Genomic DNA, 17,056 nt, shown 5'->3' on the forward strand with positions numbered 1-17,056 from the left:
CCCGGATGCAGCGGAGCCGGGCGGCGGGCCCCCGAAGGGACTCGCCGCCCGGCCCGACGGTCGCGCAGAGTGCGCGACCGAACACAGCTCGACGCTGGTTCTGCTGCTGAGGCGCCTGGATCAGCGCTCGTCGTCGGAGGCCGTGTTGCTCGTGCCGCCGAGCCGGCCGGTCTCGTCCTGTATCTCCACGGCGATCTTCTTGAGCTCGGGCTCGAACTTCCGGCCGTGATGGGCGCAGAAGAGCAGCTCGCCGCCGCTGGCGAGTACGACGCGCAGGTAGGCCTGGGCGCCGCAGCGGTCGCAGCGGTCAGCCGCGGTGAGCGGGCTCGCAGGTGTCAGAACAGTAGTCACGTCGCCTCTTCTCTAGCTCGACGAGCTGTCGTACCAGGGTCAACATCCAACCAGGCCGAAAACGTTCCCGCTCGTGGCTTTTCTTCTCTGAGGATTCTGCTGTGTTGATGAGGACGTGCCCCGGGGGCCGGTGGTTCATGCGTACCGAATCCCAGGATCCGCCCATCGCTCGAACGCCCGATCGGGACCGGGTGCGAGGTCCGCGTAGCATAATCCTCTGCTGGGTTGGAGCATAAGCCCCGTCCCAGGCCCCGGTAGCCTGCATAACGGCAGTTCCGGAGCCTGCGGCCGGGCCCACGGTCCGCCAGGACCGGTGGTACCGGGAGGAGATGGCGCCCCGGCGGCCCCGATCCCGCGGAGGCCTTGTTCGCGCAGCGCGTACAAGCTGCGCGGGACCGGCTCTCCGTGCTGTGCACCCTGCGCAGGGGTGTACATACGGAGTGGAACGGATGTCGGTCCGCTGTGCTGGACTGGAACGACCGGTGCCGGTACGGGCCGGGCGGCGCCGGACCGCACCGGCCCCACCGAGCGACGAGACAGAACTTCACCGAGGAGAGTGCCGCGTGAGTGCCGAAACGACCGTGCCGTCCGCACTGCTGGCCGGCGACGACGGTTCCAACTACACCGCTCGGCACCTGCTCGTCCTGGAGGGCCTGGAGGCGGTCCGCAAGCGCCCCGGCATGTACATCGGCTCGACCGACAGCCGCGGCCTGATGCACTGCCTCTGGGAGATCATCGACAACTCGGTCGACGAGGCGCTCGGCGGCTACTGCGACCGCATCGAGGTGGTCCTGCACGACGATGCCTCCGTCGAGGTCCGCGACAACGGCCGCGGCATCCCGGTGGACGTCGAGCCGAAGACCGGGCTGTCCGGCGTCGAGGTCGTCATGACCAAGCTGCACGCCGGCGGCAAGTTCGGCGGCGGCTCCTACGCGGCCTCCGGCGGTCTGCACGGCGTCGGCGCCTCCGTGGTGAACGCGCTCTCGGCCCGTCTGGACGTCGAGGTCGACCGCAGCGGCCACACCCACGCGATCAGCTTCCGGCGCGGCACCCCGGGCATCTTCACCGAGAGCGGCCCCGACGCGCCGTTCGAGCCCGCGAACGGCCTCGCCAGGGCCCGCAAGGTCCCGAAGACCCGCACCGGCACCCGGATCCGCTACTGGGCCGACCGGCAGATCTTCCTCAAGGACGCCCGGCTCTCCCTGGAGCACCTGCACAACCGCGCCCGGCAGACCGCCTTCCTCGTCCCCGGGCTGACCATCGTCGTCCGTGACGAGCGGCTCACCGAGAGCGAGAAGGTCGAGGAGAGCACCTTCCGCTACGACGGCGGCATCGCCGAGTTCTGCGACTTCCTCGCCCCCGACAAGCCGATCTGCGACGTGCTGCGGCTGCACGGCGAGGGCACCTTCAAGGAGACCGTGCCCGTCCTGGACGAGCTCGGCCACATGACGCCCACCGAGGTCACCCGCCACCTCGGCGTGGACATCGCGCTGCGCTGGGGCGCCGGCTACGACACCACGCTGCGCTCCTTCGTCAACATCATCGCCACCCCCAAGGGCGGCACCCACGTCACCGGCTTCGAGCGCTCGCTCGCCAAGACCGTCAACGAGGCGCTGCGCTCGGCCAAGCTGCTGCGCGTCGCCGAGGACGACGTCACCAAGGACGACGCCACCGAGGGCCTGACCGCGGTGGTCACCGTCCGGCTGGCCGAGCCGCAGTTCGAGGGCCAGACCAAGGAGGTGCTCGGCACCTCGGCGGCCAACCGGATCGTCGCGGCGGTCGTCGCCAAGGAGCTCAAGGCCTTCCTGACCTCCGCCAAGAAGGACGAGAAGCTCCAGGCCCGCGCCGTGCTGGACAAGGTCGTCGCCGCGGCCCGCACCCGGGTCGCCGCGCGTCAGCACAAGGAGGCGCAGCGCCGGAAGACCGCGCTGGAGACCAGCTCGCTGCCGGCCAAGCTCGCCGACTGCCGCAGCGACGACGTCGACCGCAGCGAGCTCTTCATCGTCGAGGGCGACTCTGCGCTCGGCACCGCGAAGCTGGCCCGCAACTCCGAGTTCCAGGCGCTGCTGCCGATCCGCGGCAAGATCCTCAACGTGCAGAAGGCGTCCGTGAGCGACATGCTCAAGAACGCCGAGTGCGCGGCGATCATCCAGGTGATAGGGGCCGGCTCCGGCCGCACCTTCGACATCGACCAGGCTCGCTACGGCCGGGTCATCTTCATGGCCGACGCCGATGTCGACGGCTCGCACATCCGCTGCCTGCTGCTGACCCTCTTCCAGCGCTACATGCGGCCGATGGTCGAGCAGGGCCGGGTGTTCGCCGCGGTGCCGCCGCTGCACCGGATCGAGCTGACCAACCCCAAGCGCGGCCAGGAGAAGTACCACTACACCTACTCCGACTCCGAACTGCGCTCCACGCTGCTGGAGTTCCAGCGCAAGGGGCTGCGCTGGAAGGACCCGATCCAGCGCTACAAGGGTCTCGGCGAGATGGACGCCGACCAGCTGGCGGAGACCACCATGGACCCGCGCCACCGCACGCTGCGCCGGATCAACCTGGGCGACCTGGAGCAGGCGGAGAAGATCTTCGACCTGCTGATGGGCAACGACGTCGCCCCGCGCAAGGAGTTCATCGTCGACTCGGCGGCCACGCTGGACCGCTCGCGGATCGACGCCTGACGCCCCGCCCTTCGCCCCACCTGACGCTCCGTCGGGCCGTGTGCGCCCCCGCTCCGGGACCTCCCGGGGCGGGGGCGTCGGCGTTCACCGGCTCGCAGTTCACCGGGTCGCAGCAGTAGTCGTACCGGCGTCGGTGGGATGATCTGTCAGGAGCTGTCACCTTATTGAGTGAACGTATCTGCTGCCGGGCTCGGGGGCGTGCGCAGACGACCATCATGGTGCGGTCAACAGCGCCCTCCGGCCCAGGAGCAGCCGTGCCGCACCAGCAGACGAGTGGTCCCGCCCAGGGGCACAGACCCGATTCGCCGCCCCCCGGGACCGATCCCGCCGACCGGGGGAACGCCCGCGCCGACGCCCACGCCCGCGCCGACGCCGGCGGCGTCGAGGTCTACCGCTCGGTCCAGGAGAGCCAGGCGTTCCAGGAGATCCGTCGCAGCTACCGGGCCTTCGTCTTCCCGACCAGCGGGGCCTTCCTGGGCTGGTACCTGCTGTACGTCGCGGCCCAGGCCGCCGCCCCGGACATGATGCGCAGCCGGGTCGTCGGCCCGCTCAACGTCGCCTGGCTGCTGGGTCTGCTGCAGTTCGCCTCGACGTTCCTGCTGGCCTGGCTCTACGCCCGCAACGCCCGTACCAAGCGCGACCGCGCGGCCCTGGAGCTGCGCTGGGACACCCAGGACCAGCTGCGATGAGAACCGCCACCCCGCCGCCCGTCGCGCCCGCCGGCGACCACCACGGCCTGGCCGTGCTGCTGTTCGCGGTCGTCGTCCTGGTCACCCTCGGCATCACCCTCTGGGTCGGCCGGCGCGGCCACGCCGCCGAGGACTTCTACGCCGGCGGGCGGGACTTCAGCCCGCTGCAGAACGGCTTCGCGCTCTCCGGCGACTACCTGTCCGCCGCCTCCTTCCTGGGCGTCGCCGGGCTGATCGCCCTCTACGGCTACGACGGGGTGCTGTACAGCGTCGGCTTCCTGGTCGCCTGGCTGGTGGTGCTGATGCTGGTCGCCGAACTGGTCCGCAACGCCGGCCGCTACACCCTGGCCGACGTGCTGGCGCTGCGGTTGCGGCGGCGCAAGGTCCGCGCGGCGGCGGGCGGGGCCAGCGTCGTCGTGACGCTGCTCTACCTGGTGGCCCAGATGGTCGGGGCGGGCAGTCTGGTCGCCCTGCTGCTGGGCACCGACAGCGGCGCGGCCAGGACCTGGACCATCGTCGGCGTCGGCGCCCTGATGATCGTCTACGTGACGGTCGGCGGGATGCGCGCCACCACCTGGATCCAGATCGTCAAGGCCTGCCTGCTGATGGCCGGTTCGGTCCTGCTCACCGTGCTGCTGCTGGTGCGCTTCCACGGGGACGTCCCCGAGCTGATGCGCCAGGCCGCCGACCACAGCGGGGCGGGCCGGCGCTACCTCGAACCGGGCCTCAAGTACGGGGGCAGCGCGGTCAGCCGGCTGGACTTCTTCAGCCTCGGCCTGGCGCTCGTGCTGGGCACCGCCGGGTTGCCGCACATCCTGTCGCGGTTCTACACCGTGCCCACCGCGCGGGCCGCCCGGCGCTCCACGATCTGGGCGATCGGCCTGGTCGGCGGCTTCTACCTGATGGCCATCCTGCTCGGCCTCGGAGCCACCGCCCTGGTCGGCTCGGCGGACGTCCGGGCCGCCAACCCGGCAGGGAACACCGCCGTGCCGCTGCTGGCCCTGGTGCTCGGCGGCGGCAACGGCAGCACCGGGGGAGTGCTGCTGTTCGCGCTGATCTCGGCGATCGCCTTCGCCACCATCCTCGCGGTGGTCGCCGGGCTGACCCTGGCCTCCTCGGCCGCCTTCGCGCACGACCTCTGGGCGGGCGCCTGGCGGGGCCGGCCCCGGCGGGGCGGGCGCACCGGGGTCCCGCGGCCGCGGAGTACGGGCGGTGCGGGCGCCGAGCACGAGGAGGTGGGGGTGGCGCGGATCGCGGCCGTGGCGATCGGCGCGCTCGCGATCGCGCTCAGCCTCTTCGCCCAGCAGCTGAACGTGGCCTTCCTGGTCGGTCTGGCCTTCGCGGTCGCGGCCTCGGCCAATCTGCCGGTGCTGCTCTACAGCCTGTTCTGGCGCCGGTTCACCACGAAGGGCGCGGTCTGGTCGGTGTACGGCGGGCTGGTGCCTGCGGTCCTGCTGGTCGTGTTCTCGCCGGTGGTCTCGGGCAGCCCCACGGCGCTGTTCCCCGGGGTGGACTTCCACTGGTTCCCGCTGGAGAACCCCGGTCTGGTCTCCATCCCGCTCGGCTTCCTGGCCGGCTGGGTCGGCACCGTCACCTCGCCGGAGCCCGCCGACCCGGACCGCTACGCCGAGCTGGAGGTCCGCGCGCTCACCGGGACGGGCGCGGTCTGACCCGGGACCCCGGAACCCCGGAACTCCGGAACTCCGGACCATGGAACCCGGATCCCCGGGCGCCGGGTGCGGGGGCGTCAGCGCTCCCGCACCGCGACCACGTCCATCCGCGACGGCAGGCCCGCCGCCTTGCCGCAGCTCTCCGGGCGGGCCGGCTCGCTGACCGCCTCGGCCACCTCGACGTCCCAGCCCCGGCCGTCCCGGTGCCGGACGCCGATCAGCCAGCGCCCCGCGGCGGCCTCCTGCCGGTCCAGCGTCAGCACGTCCAGCCGGGTCTCGCCGGTCGCCAGGCGCACCGCGTGCTCGGCGGCCTGCCCCGGACGCGCCCAGCCCGAGCAGCCCCGCGACCACTCCGGCACCAGGTGGCCGGAGGCCGTCGCGGAGAGCACCTCCTTGGCGCTCTCCGGGGTCAGCCGCCCGTAGGCGTAACCGCCCGGCAGCACCAGCATGGTGGGGGAGAAGCGGTGCCCGCCGAGGTGCGTCACCTCCCACACCTCGCTGTGGCCCGCGGACACCAGCTGGGCGGCCAGCGGGCGGCCCAGCAGGGCGCAGCAGCGGTCCCGGCGGCCGTTGGTGCACACCAGGGCCACCGGGCCGCCGACGTGCTCGGTGCCGAAGCCGCCGTGGTCGCCGGCGCCGAGCGCCGCGAAGTCCAGGGCCAGCAGGTCGGCCGGGTCCGCCACCGAGCCCCGCCGCACCCACCCGCGGCCGGGTACCGCGTGCGCGACGATCACCTCGTGGCGGGCGGTCGGGAGGCAGTCCGCGTGCCGGCCGGGCCGCCGGATCAGGGCCACCCGCACGCCCGTGCCCTCGGCCGCCGCTTCCAGGGCGCGGCCGGTCACGGCGTCGAGGTGGCTCTCGACCGGCGCCTTCGCGCCCCAGGGTCCGTTCTGCTCCAGCAGCAGCCAGGTGGTCGCCGTGGCCGCGGTGGCGGCGAGCGGCTCGGCGAGTTCACGCGACAGCGTGGTGCAGGTGCTCACGAAGGCCAGGCTACCCTCGCCGGCTCAACCGAAGGCGGCCCTGACCCTGCCGTCCGGGGTGTCGCTCCGCCGGAGCCCGAGTCCCGCCGGAGGCCGCGCCGCCGCCCCGTCGCCCGGCCCGTTGCCCGCCTGGTCGCCCGCGGCGCCGGCAGCGACCGCGGCAGGGTTTGCGGCAGGACCGGTCGGGAGGTCGGCGAACTCCAGGTGGATGCTGCGGACGAGGTCGGCGAACAGCTCCGAGTACAGCTCCCAGTCCTGGGTGCAGGGCGTGCTCAGCTCCATGGACAGCAGCTGCCGGCCGTTCGGCAGCGGCAGGTGCACCTGGATCACCGAGGTGCTCAACAGCTCGCCGGCGACCCGGTTCTGCACCGCGTCGACCAGCACCGCCGCCCGCCCGGCGGGCAGGTCCACGGTGGTCACCTCGGCGTCCGGACGGGCCGTCGCCAGCGCGGCGACGGACCGCTCCACCGCCTCCTCCGGGCGCACCCCGCCGAGCGGCTGCACCGAGGCCACCACCGAGGCGGTGCTCGCCCGGCCCTCGACCTCGGTCAGGCAGAGCCCGGCGTAGATCACCCCCGCCCCGGCCATCGGCGGGATCAGCTCGGACAGCAGCATCGCCCAGCCCATCCGGGTCTCGTCCGGCTCGGACGGCAGCACCTCGCACACCAGCTCCCAGAGCTGCTCCGCGACCTCGTCCTCGGTGCCCAGCACCGGCACCTCGTGGAAGGCGAGCGGGGTGACGAAGCGGATCTGCAGATCCGGGTCGGGGGAGTGCGCATCGACGGCAGTCACGTCCACCGCTTCGACCTTTCCGTGGTGTCCAGCCAGGACGGCAGCCGCGGTACGGCGAGCCCGCACCGGTGGGCGTGTTCGAGGAGCGCGACGTAACCGACCGCGCGGGCCCGCAGGCCGCTGCGCGCCCGCGCCACCAGGGTGGCCGTGAGCCGGACGGCCGAGCCGAGTGCCACCGCGCCGAACAGGCCCGCCGCCACCAGCGCCGCCCGCGCCCCGCCGCCGCCCCCGGCCGCCGCTCCGGCGACCGCCGCGTCCGGGCGCAGCGTGGCCGCCACGAACAGCGCGCCGCCCGCCGCCAGCAGCGCGGCGATCAGCACCGCGATGTGGAACGTCACCCGGCGCCAGGCGCGCCGCTGCTCGGCCAACAGCGCCCGGACAGCCGGCTCGTCGAGGTAGTCGATCCCGTGGCGGGCGCCCAGCCCGGTCGCGTACTCGCGCAGCACGGGGTGCCCGGCCACCGCGGCCACCGGGACGAACGGCCGCGGGCCGTCCCCGTCCGGGTCCTCGGGGCCGCCGAGGGCCCGGGCCCGCTCGGCGCTCCACTCCGGCGGCACCCGGACCGGCGCGGTGCGCTCCCGGGCCAGCTCCAGCAGCCCGGTGTACGCGACGAAGTGCGCGAACGCCTCCCGCCGGCCCCGGCCCTGCCGGTAGCCCGCCACCCAGACCAGCACCCCGACCGGCACCGCCAGACAGGCCGCCACCAGCCCGGCCAGCTGCCCGGCGGACGGCGCCGGGCCGAGGCCCGCCCCGAGCACGCCCGCGACCACCGCACCGCCCAGGACCAGGATCCCGCCCGCCTCGTCGTGCCAGCCGCCGGCGCCGCGCAGCCGCTCGTGGCGCCGCACGACGTCCCGCGCGGTCGCGTCGTCCAGCAGATCGATGCCGTACAGCGCGCGGACGCCCTGCGCGGCCTCGGCGACCTCGGGGATCGCCGCGAGTTCCCGCCCCGACAACGGCAGTTCCCCGGAGGGCGGTTCGGGCCGGGCCCGGTGCTCGGTCATGGCTCCCCGCTCAGGCGACGGCGCGCAGGAAGGGGCTCGCGGACGGGCGCACCGCCGCCGCGGGCGCCGTCGGCGAAGCCTGCTCGGAGCGCTCGGCGGCGTCCTTCGCCAGCGCCAGCTCCAGCGTGAACGCCTTCACCGGCAGGGTGATGTTCCGCGGGTCCACCCCCTCGTAACCGAAGCGCCGCAGACCCGCGTTGATGCCCTTGGTGCTCAGCGGGTTGGCGGTCATCTCGAACAGGCCGCTGCCGGCCGCCCGGGTCCGCTCGCCCAGCCCCGCGCCCCGGCTCAGCCGGACCGGCGCGGCCAGGTTCATGGCTGGCGCCTTCACCAGCTTGTTGACCGCCCCCGCGCCGTACACCTTCGGCGCGGTGCGTCCGGCCGTCGCGAAGCCCTTGATCGCCCCGACCCCGGGGATCACGCCGAGCGTGTCCACCCCGATGTCCAGCCAGGAGACGTCCTTGCCGCGGCTCTTGCCCACCCCGTGGCCGATCAGCGCACCGGCGCTGGTCAGCATCGCGGCGCCGCCCAGCACCGCCGCGCCCGCCTGGCCGACCACCGGGATCCAGGAGATCGACAGGGCCGCGATCGCCAGCCCCGCCGACACCCGCGACAGCAGGTCGGCGTGCTCGACCAGGAAGTCCAGCGAGCCCTCCCAGGCCTGCTTGGCGCCGTCCAGCAGCCGCTTGAACACGCTCGGGTCCGGCGGGTGGTTCTCCGCCGCCTCCAGCACCGCCCGGGCCGCGGCCTCGGCCTTCTGCCGGTGGTCCTCCAACTGGCGGCGGGCCCGCGCGACGACCTCCTCCAGCTGCCGCCGGCTGCGCGCCCCGGCGTCCTGGGCCGCCTCGAAGCGCGCCTGCGCCCGCTCCAGCGCCCCGGCCGGCGCCTGCGCGTCCGGGCGGCCGTACGCGGTCACGGCCCGGCCCAGGTCCGCGGCCTCCGCGTCCGCCTGCGCCACCCGGCCGCGCAGCTCGACCGCCTCGGACTCCATCGCACCCCCGGCGGTGACCATCCCCGCCAACTGGGTGTGCCAGGTCTTCAGCGCCAGCGAACACGCCGCCATCGAACGGTGGCCCTGGTCCAGGTACTTCGGCAGCTCACCGAGCCGCTTCGCGAACTTCTCCGCGGCCTCGCCCTCCCAGCCGCCGCCGGCCGTGCCGACCGCCGCCAGGGCGTGCCGCAACTCCTCCAACTCCCGGGCCACGGAGTCCACATCCGCGTACATCCGGGCGATCGCCCCGGGATCCCCCGGTGCCGGGCAGAAACCGAGGCCCGGCCAGTTCTGGTCGCTCATACCGTCCGCACTCCCCCTGCTGCGCCGCGACTCAGGTCGCGAGTCCCCCGGCGACGGCCTGCTCGGTCTCCCCGTACGCCTTCAGCGTCGCGTCGAGGCCCTCCCGCAGCCCGGTGGCGAGCCGGGCCATCCGGCCGATGCCGTCGTGCCACTCCTCCTCGAACTCCCGGACCGCGGAGTCCAGTCGGGACGAGCCCGTCTGCCCGCCGCGCCCCAGGCTCTCCAGGCGCTCGGCCACCGAGCCCATCCGCTCGCCGCACTCGCCGAGCTGCCGCGACACCGTCCGCATCCGCGCCAGGTCGATCCTGAAGCTGTCGCCCACCGGTCCGCCCCCACGTCCGTCCGTCGAAAACCGCTGGCGCGAATCTAGCCCATGGGGTGTCAGAACTCCCAGGCGCACCCCGTGTTGCACCGCCCGGCGGGGAGCGCACGGGTGCCGGGGACGGCGCAGGGGCGCCGGACCGGCGTCCGACACCCCTGCACCCGCCGCGCGCCGCTCCCGCTACGCCGGACCGGCCACCACCGCGACCGGCGTGGTCACCGGCGTGCCCGAACCGTCACGGCGCGGATCCCGCTCCGGCAGCTCCACCGGAGCGCCCTTCGCCGTCGCCGCCCGCGCCGGGGCCGCACCCGCCCACGCGAACGCCAGCCCGTCCTCGCCGCGCAGGAACCGCTGGCAGCGCACCCCGCCCGTCGCCCGGCCCTTGCGCGGGTACAGCTCGAACGGCGTCACCTTCCACGAAACCTGCTCCGAACCGCTCAGCGTGTCCGACGCCGCCGCCACCGAGACGACCACCGCGTCCACCGCCGGGTCCACCGCCGTGAAGGACAGCACCCGCGCCCCGTCCGACAGCTTGATCCCCGCCATACCGCCCGCCGGACGGCCCTGCGGACGCACCTGGCCCGCCGGGTAGCGCAGCAGCTGGGCGTCCGAGGTGATGAAGACCAGGTCCTCCTCGCCGGTCCGCAGCTCCACCGCGCCCACCAGCTCGTCACCCTCCTTGAGGGCGATCACCTCGAACTCGTCCTTGTTCGCCGGCCACTCCGGCACCACCCGCTTCACCACGCCCTGCACCGTGCCCAGCGCCAGCCCCGGCGAGGACTCGTCCAGCGTGGTCAGCGCCAGCACCCGCTCGCCGTCCTCCAACTGCAGGAACTCGCCGACCGCGGCCCCGCCCGCCAGCGACGGCGACGGGGTCGGCGGCAGCGCCGGCAGGTCGATCACCGGCAGCCGCAGCACCCGGCCCACCGACGTCACCACACCCACGTCCGCCCGCGCCGTCGCCGGCACCGCCGACACGATCACATCGTGCTTCGCCCGCTTCTCCGACACCTCGAACGGCTCGCCGTCCGCCGTCCGCGCCAGCAGACCCGTCGACGACAGCAGCACCCGGCACGGGTCGTCCGCCACCTCCAGCGGCACCGACAGCGCCGCCGACGGCACCGCCCCCGCCTCCAGCAGCACCGTCCGCCGCTCCGTCCCGAACTGCTTCGCCACCGCGCCCAGCTCGCCCGACACCACGCTGCGCAGCTTGGCGTCCGACTCCAGGATCTCCGTCAGCTCCGCGATCTCGCGGTTCAGCTTTGCCTGCTCCTCCTCCAGCTCCACCCGGTCGAACCGGGTCAGCCGGCGCAGCGGGGTGTCCAGGATGTACGCGGTCTGCACGTCCGACAGCCCGAAGCGCTCCATCAGGCGCTCCTTCGCCTGCGCCGCGTTGTCGCTGGACCGGATGATCGCAATGACCTCGTCGATGTCGACCAGCGCCACCAGCAGGCCCTCGACCAGGTGCAGCCGCTCCTGGCGCTTGCGCCGCCGGAAGTCGCTGCGCCGCTTCACCACCGTGAACCGGTGATCGACGTAGACCTCCAGCAGCTCCTTCAGCCCCAGCGTCAGCGGCTGGCCGTCCACCAGCGCCACGTTGTTGATGCCGAAGGTCTCCTCCATCGGCGTCAGCTTGTAGAGCTGCTCCAGCAGCGCCTCCGGCACGAAGCCGTTCTTCACCTCGATCACCAGCCGCAGCCCGTGCTCGCGGTCGGTCAGGTCCTTGACGTCCGCGATGCCCTGCAGCTTCTTCGCGTTGACCAGGTCCTTGATCTTCGAGATGACCTTCTCCGGGCCGACGTTGTACGGCAGCTCGGTGACCACGATGCCCTTGCGCCGGGCCGTCACCGCCTCCACCGACACCGTCGCCCGGATCTTGAACGTCCCGCGGCCCGTCTCGTACGCGTCCCGGATGCCCGACAGGCCGACCACCCGGCCGCCGGTCGGCAGGTCCGGGCCCGGCACGAACCGCATCAGCGTTTCCAGGTCCGCGTTCGGGTGCTTGATCAGGTGCCGGGCGGCGGCCACCACCTCCGACAGGTTGTGCGGCGGCATGTTGGTCGCCATGCCGACCGCGATCCCCGTCGCACCGTTCACCAGCAGGTTCGGGAACGCCGACGGCAGCGCCAGCGGCTCCTGCTCGCTGCCGTCGTAGTTCGGACCGAAGTCGACGGTGTCCTCGTGGATCGACTCCACCATCGCCATCGACGCCGCCGTCAGCCGCGACTCCGTGTACCGCATCGCGGCCGGCGGGTCGTCGTTGCCCAGCGAACCGAAGTTCCCGTGGCCGTCGATCAGCGCCAGCCGCATCGAGAACGGCTGCGCCATGCGCACGACCGAGTCGTAGATCGACGCGTCGCCGTGCGGGTGCAGCCGGCCCATCACCTCGCCCACCAGGCGGGCGCACTTCACGTGCCCCCGCTCCGGGCGCAGGCCCATCTCGTTGGCCTGGTACAGGATCCGCCGGTGCACCGGCTTCAGACCGTCCCGCGCGTCGGGCAGCGCGCGCGAGTAGATCACCGAGTAGGCGTACTCCAGGAAGGAGCCCTGCATCTCGTCCACGACATCGACATCGAGGATCCGCTCCTCGAAATCTCCGGGCGGCGGGGTCTGCGAACTGCGGCGGGCCATCGCGGCGGGGCTCCCTTGCGTCTCGTCTGCGGCTTCCGTCCATCAGGGCACGGCGCCCCCATTGTGACCCCTCCCGCCGACACCGCCCGCCAGCGCCCCTCTTCCGCCCCTGGCGAACGCCCGATCCGCGCGGACACAATCCCGGCTCCCGTGCGTTGCACCACAATGGGGGACGCCCAACCAGCCCCCGACCCGACGACGGGAAGGACCCGAGCGCATGGCCCACCCGGCCCCCGCCTCCAACCAAGGCATCGCCATCACCGAGCACCGCCTGGCCAACGGCCTGCGCGTGGTCCTCTCCGAGGACCACCTCACCCCGGTCGCCGCCGTCTGCCTCTGGTACGACGTGGGCTCCCGGCACGAGGTGAAGGGCCGCACCGGCCTCGCCCACCTCTTCGAGCACCTGATGTTCCAGGGCTCCGCCAACGTCTCCAACAACGGCCACTTCGAACTGGTCCAGGGCGCCGGCGGCTCGCTCAACGGCACCACCAGCTTCGAGCGGACCAACTACTTCGAGACCATGCCCGCCCACCAGCTGGAGCTCGCCCTCTGGCTGGAGGCCGACCGGATGGGCTCCCTGCTCGTCGCCCTCGACGACACCTCGATGGAGAACCAGCGCGACGTCGTCAAGAACGAGCGCCGCCAGCGCTACGACAACGTCCCGTACGGCACCGCCTTCGAGAAGCTCACCGCGCTGTCCTTCCCCGACGGCCACCCGTACCACCACACCCCCATCGGCTCGATGGCCGACCTCGACGCCGCCACGCTGGAGGACGCCCGCGCGTTCTTCCGCACCTACTACGCGCCGAACAACGCGGTCCTCGCCGTCGTCGGCGACATCGACCCCGAGCAGACCATCGCCTGGGTCGAGAAGTACTTCGGCACCATCCCCGGCCACGACGGCAAGCAGCCCCCGCGCTCCGGCGAACTGCCCGACACCATCGGCCGCGAGATCCGCGAACTCGTCGAGGAGGACGTCCCCTCCCGCGCCCTGATGGCCTCCTACCGGCTGCCCCACGACGGCACCCGCGAGGCCGACGCAGCCGACCTCGCCCTCACCATCCTCGGCAGCGGCGAATCCAGCCGCCTCTACAACCGCCTGGTCCGCCGCGACCGCACCGCCGTCGCCGCCGGCTTCGGCCTGCTGCGCCTCGCCGGCGCCCCCAGCCTCGGCTGGCTCGACGTCAAGACCTCCGGCGACGCCACCGTCGAGCAGATCGAGACCGCCGTCGACGAGGAGCTCGCCCGCTTCGCCGCCGACGGCCCCACCGCCGAGGAACTCGAACGCGCCCAGGCGCAGATCGAGCGCGAATGGCTCGACCGGCTCACCACCGTCGCCGGCCGCGCCGACGAACTCTGCCGCTACGCCGTGCTGTTCGGCGACCCCAAGCTGCTCAACGAGGCCCTCCCCAAGGTGCTCGACGTCACCGCCGAAGAGGTCAGGGCCGTCGCCCAGGCCCGGCTGCACCCCCAGAACCGGGCCGTCCTCGCCTACGAGCCCACCACCGCCGACGACACCGCCGAGGGCGACGGGGCCGACCCCGCGGACGCCGTCGCCGCCGACGCCACCGCCGCCGCCGAGGAGACCGCCGAATGAGCAACACCGACCACGTCCCCGCGATGACGTTCCACCCCCAGCCGCAGCCCGGCACCCCCGGCCCGTGGGCGTTCCCGGCACCCGAGCGCACCACCCTCGGCAACGGCATCACCGTCCTGCACTGCCACCGCCCCGGCCAGCAGCTCGTCGCCGTCGACGTCCTCGTCGACGCGCCCCTCGCGGCCGAGCCCGAGGGCCTCGACGGCGTCGCGAGCATCCTCGCCCGGGCGCTCAACGAGGGCACCGACAGCCTCACCGCCGAGGAGTTCGCCGCCGAACTCGAACGCGCCGGCGCCACCCTGGACGCCCACGCCGACCACCCCTGCATCCGGGTCTCCCTGGAGGTCCCCGCCTCCCGCCTGCAGCGCGGACTCGGCCTGCTCGCCGACGCCCTGCGCGCCCCCGCCCTGCCCCAGGACGAGATCGAGCGGCTGGTCGCCAACCGCCTCGACGAGATCGTCCACGAGCAGGCCAACCCCGCCCGGCGCGCCGCCAAGGCCCTCTACGCCGAGCTCTTCGAAGCCGCCGACCGGCTCTCCCGCCCGCGCAGCGGCACCGCGGACACCGTCAAGGCCATCGACCGGGCCGCCGTCAAGGCCTTCTACGACGCCCACGTCCGCCCCGGCACCACCACCGTGGTCGTCGTCGGCGACCTCGACGGCACCGACCTGCCCGCCCTGCTCGAAGCCACCCTCGGCAGCTGGACCGGCGACACCGCCGAGCCCGCCGCCCACGCACCCGTCACCGCCGACGACACCGGCCGCGTCGTCATCGTCGACCGCCCCGGCTCCGTGCAGACCCAGCTCCTCATCGGCCGGATCGGCCCGGACCGCCACGACCCCGCCTGGGCCGCCCAGATCCTCGGCACCTACTGCCTCGGCGGCACCCTCACCTCCCGCCTGGACCGCGTCCTGCGCGAGGAGAAGGGCTACACCTACGGCGTCCGGGCGTTCGCCCAGCCGCTGCGCTCCGCCGCGGACGGCTCCGGCCGCGCGCTGCTCGCCGTCAGCGGCTCGGTGGACACCGCCTCCACCGCCCCGGCGCTCGCCGACACCTGGACCATCCTGCGCACCCTCGCCGCCGAGGGCCTCACCGACGCCGAGCGCGACGAGGCCGTGCAGTTCCTGGTCGGCGTCGCCCCGCTCAAGTACGAGACCGCGGGCTCGGTCGCCGGCACCCTCGCCGACCAGGTCGAGCAGCACCTGCCGGACGACTTCCAGGCCGAGGTCTACCGGCAGCTCGCCGAACTGCCCACCGCCGCCGCCACCGAGGCCGTCGTCGCCGCCTTCCCGCCGGACCGCCTGGTCACCGTGCTGGTCGGCGACGCCGCGGTCATCGCCGACCCGGTGAAGAACCTCGGCATCGGCGAGGTCACGGTCGTCACCACCTGATTGCGGACCGAAACCCCTCCCGATCACCGATCGGGCCGGGCCCGGTGGAGCTTCCCGCTCCGCCGGGCCCTTCGCGTTAATCCCCTTGCGGGGCCCGGCCGCGCCGTGGGTAGATGTCCCCGGCAGACGAACGCGCGACAGTTCGAAGGGAGGCGGTCACCATGCGGGTCGAGCGAACCATACGGCGCTCCCCACGGCCGCCCTACCGATGCCCCCAGGCCGCCTGAGCGCAGCCCACCCCTGATCTTCCCCGCGCCGCACCGGGATTCGACGTGCGGCAGCACCCTACGCTTGAACCCACCGACCTTGGAGGTCGTTCAACCATGTCGTACACCGAGGTACCCGGCATCCGGGTCCCGATCCGGATGTGGACCGACCCGGCGACGGTCGAGGGCCAGGCCATGCAGCAGCTGCGCAACATCAGCTCGCTGCCCTGGCTGCACGGCCTCGCCGTGATGCCGGACGTCCACCTGGGCAAGGGCGCGACGGTCGGCTCCGTGATCGCGATGAAGGGCGCCGTCTGCCCCGCGGCGGTCGGCGTCGACATCGGCTGCGGGATGAGCGCGGTCAAGACCTCGCTCACCGCGGGTGACCTCCCCGAGGACCTGTCCCGGCTGCGCAGCCGGATCGAGCAGGCCATCCCGGTCGGCCGCGGACTGCACAGCGACCCGGTCGACCCGCGCAAGCTGCACGGCTTCGCGACGGCCGGCTGGGACGACTTCTGGCAGCGCTTCGACGGTGTGGCCCACGAGGTGAAGTGGCGCCGCGAGCGGGCCGCGCAGCAGATGGCGACCCTGGGCGGCGGAAACCACTTCATCGAAGTGTGCGTCGATACCACCGGTGCCGTCTGGCTGATGCTGCACTCCGGTTCGCGCAACATCGGCAAGGAGCTGGCGGAGCACCACATGGGCGTCGCCCAGTCGCTCCCGCACAACCAGGGCCTGGTCGACCGCGACCTGGCGGTGTTCATCGCGGACACCCCGCAGATGGCCGCCTACCGCCAGGACCTCTTCTGGGCGCAGGAGTACGCCAAGAACAACCGGGCGCTGATGATGGCGCTGTTCCAGGACGTGGTGCGCCGCGAGTTCGCCAGGGCGAAGGTCTCCTTCGACGAGGTGATCAGCTGCCACCACAACTACGTCTCGGAGGAGCGCTACGACGACGTCGACCTGCTGGTGACCCGCAAGGGCGCGATCCGGGCCGGCTCCGGCGACTTCGGGATCATCCCGGGCTCGATGGGCACCGGTTCGTACATCGTCCGCGGCCTGGGCAACGAGGCGTCGTTCAACTCGGCCTCGCACGGAGCCGGCCGCAAGATGAGCCGCAACGCCGCCAAGAAGCGCTTCACCACCCAGGACCTGGTCGAGCAGACCAAGGGTGTGGAGTGCCGCAAGGACAGCGGTGTGGTCGACGAGATCCCGGGCGCCTACAAGTCGATCGAGAAGGTCATCGAGCAGCAGCGCGACCTCGTCGAGGTGGTCGCCCACCTCAAGCAGGTCGTCTGCGTGAAGGGCTGACCGGTACCCCGGTCCGGAACGCCGCAGGGGTGCCCCGCCGGGGGGGGGGGGAGCCCCGCGGGCGCGGCTGGGGGTCGGCGGGCGCCGGACGCCGGGGGGACGTGGAGAGACGATGCGTCGACCACAGGGACGTCGGCGGCGCC

General features: G+C 73.3%; 13 protein-coding genes. 6 read left to right on the forward strand and 7 right to left on the reverse strand.

Annotation, left to right across the window (positions count from 1 at the left end):
• Window positions 1-120: 120 nt before the first annotated feature.
• Window positions 121-351, reverse strand: a complete 231-nt coding sequence (locus tag ACWGB8_RS12030; RefSeq protein WP_452212730.1) for a DUF7455 domain-containing protein — start codon at window positions 349-351, stop codon at window positions 121-123.
• 563 nt (window positions 352-914) lie between these two features.
• Here ACWGB8_RS12030 and ACWGB8_RS12035 point away from each other — a divergent pair.
• From ACWGB8_RS12035 to ACWGB8_RS12045, 3 genes are all read left to right on the forward strand, one after another.
• Complete coding sequence (locus ACWGB8_RS12035; RefSeq protein WP_452212731.1) at window positions 915-3,026, forward strand: DNA gyrase/topoisomerase IV subunit B; 2,112 nt, start codon at window positions 915-917, stop codon at window positions 3,024-3,026.
• A gap of 254 nt (window positions 3,027-3,280) precedes the next feature.
• Window positions 3,281-3,715, forward strand: coding sequence for a DUF485 domain-containing protein (locus ACWGB8_RS12040; RefSeq protein WP_452212732.1), 435 nt, complete (start codon window positions 3,281-3,283; stop codon window positions 3,713-3,715).
• Window positions 3,712-5,385: a solute symporter family protein gene (locus ACWGB8_RS12045; protein ID WP_452212734.1), complete on the forward strand. Its 1,674-nt coding sequence runs from the start codon at window positions 3,712-3,714 to the stop codon at window positions 5,383-5,385. Before ACWGB8_RS12040 ends, ACWGB8_RS12045 begins: the two co-directional genes overlap by 4 nt.
• Window positions 5,386-5,462: 77 nt before the next feature.
• On the opposite strand, the gene ACWGB8_RS12050 is transcribed toward ACWGB8_RS12045, so the two are convergent.
• From ACWGB8_RS12050 to ACWGB8_RS12075, 6 genes are all read right to left on the reverse strand, one after another.
• A complete protein-coding gene (locus tag ACWGB8_RS12050; protein WP_452212736.1) occupies window positions 5,463-6,365 on the reverse strand; it encodes a sucrase ferredoxin in 903 nt (300 codons plus the stop codon).
• Between the two features lie 24 nt (window positions 6,366-6,389).
• Window positions 6,390-7,163: a hypothetical protein gene (locus ACWGB8_RS12055; RefSeq protein WP_452212737.1), complete on the reverse strand. Its 774-nt coding sequence runs from the start codon at window positions 7,161-7,163 to the stop codon at window positions 6,390-6,392.
• Entirely contained in the window at window positions 7,154-8,161 is a 1,008-nt protein-coding gene (locus ACWGB8_RS12060; protein ID WP_452212738.1) for a hypothetical protein, read from the reverse strand. The genes ACWGB8_RS12055 and ACWGB8_RS12060 overlap by 10 nt, the downstream gene beginning before the upstream one ends.
• Window positions 8,162-8,171: 10 nt before the next feature.
• Window positions 8,172-9,455 (reverse strand): putative T7SS-secreted protein, encoded by a 1,284-nt coding sequence (locus ACWGB8_RS12065; protein WP_452212739.1) that lies wholly within the window; start codon window positions 9,453-9,455, stop codon window positions 8,172-8,174.
• Between the two features lie 31 nt (window positions 9,456-9,486).
• The gene (locus tag ACWGB8_RS12070; RefSeq protein ID WP_452212741.1) at window positions 9,487-9,777 is read right to left on the reverse strand and encodes a WXG100 family type VII secretion target; all 291 of its coding nucleotides are present in this window, start codon (window positions 9,775-9,777) and stop codon (window positions 9,487-9,489) included.
• 180 nt (window positions 9,778-9,957) lie between these two features.
• Window positions 9,958-12,408, reverse strand: coding sequence for a DNA gyrase/topoisomerase IV subunit A (locus ACWGB8_RS12075; RefSeq protein ID WP_452212743.1), 2,451 nt, complete (start codon window positions 12,406-12,408; stop codon window positions 9,958-9,960).
• A gap of 217 nt (window positions 12,409-12,625) precedes the next feature.
• On the opposite strand from ACWGB8_RS12075, the gene ACWGB8_RS12080 reads away from it, so the two are divergent.
• From ACWGB8_RS12080 to ACWGB8_RS12090, 3 genes are all read left to right on the forward strand, one after another.
• Complete coding sequence (locus ACWGB8_RS12080; protein WP_452212745.1) at window positions 12,626-14,005, forward strand: M16 family metallopeptidase; 1,380 nt, start codon at window positions 12,626-12,628, stop codon at window positions 14,003-14,005.
• A 23-nt stretch (window positions 14,006-14,028) separates the two neighbouring features.
• Complete coding sequence (locus ACWGB8_RS12085; RefSeq protein WP_452212781.1) at window positions 14,029-15,396, forward strand: M16 family metallopeptidase; 1,368 nt, start codon at window positions 14,029-14,031, stop codon at window positions 15,394-15,396.
• 323 nt (window positions 15,397-15,719) lie between these two features.
• The gene (locus tag ACWGB8_RS12090) at window positions 15,720-16,913 is read left to right on the forward strand and encodes an RtcB family protein (protein ID WP_452212746.1); all 1,194 of its coding nucleotides are present in this window, start codon (window positions 15,720-15,722) and stop codon (window positions 16,911-16,913) included.
• Window positions 16,914-17,056: the final 143 nt, after the last annotated feature.

The sequence above is a fragment of the Kitasatospora sp. NPDC054939 genome (assembly GCF_053610105.1).

Coding starts and splice junctions, on each gene's coding strand:
- ACWGB8_RS12045 (WP_452212734.1), top strand. CDS start 3,712: ATGAGAACCGCCACCCCGCCGCCCGTCGCGCCCGCCGGCGACCACCAC.
- ACWGB8_RS12060 (WP_452212738.1), bottom strand. CDS start 8,161: ATGACCGAGCACCGGGCCCGGCCCGAACCGCCCTCCGGGGAACTGCCG.
- ACWGB8_RS12065 (WP_452212739.1), bottom strand. CDS start 9,455: ATGAGCGACCAGAACTGGCCGGGCCTCGGTTTCTGCCCGGCACCGGGG.
- ACWGB8_RS12075 (WP_452212743.1), bottom strand. CDS start 12,408: ATGGCCCGCCGCAGTTCGCAGACCCCGCCGCCCGGAGATTTCGAGGAG.
- ACWGB8_RS12080 (WP_452212745.1), top strand. CDS start 12,626: ATGGCCCACCCGGCCCCCGCCTCCAACCAAGGCATCGCCATCACCGAG.
- ACWGB8_RS12085 (WP_452212781.1), top strand. CDS start 14,029: ATGACGTTCCACCCCCAGCCGCAGCCCGGCACCCCCGGCCCGTGGGCG.
- ACWGB8_RS12090 (WP_452212746.1), top strand. CDS start 15,720: ATGTCGTACACCGAGGTACCCGGCATCCGGGTCCCGATCCGGATGTGG.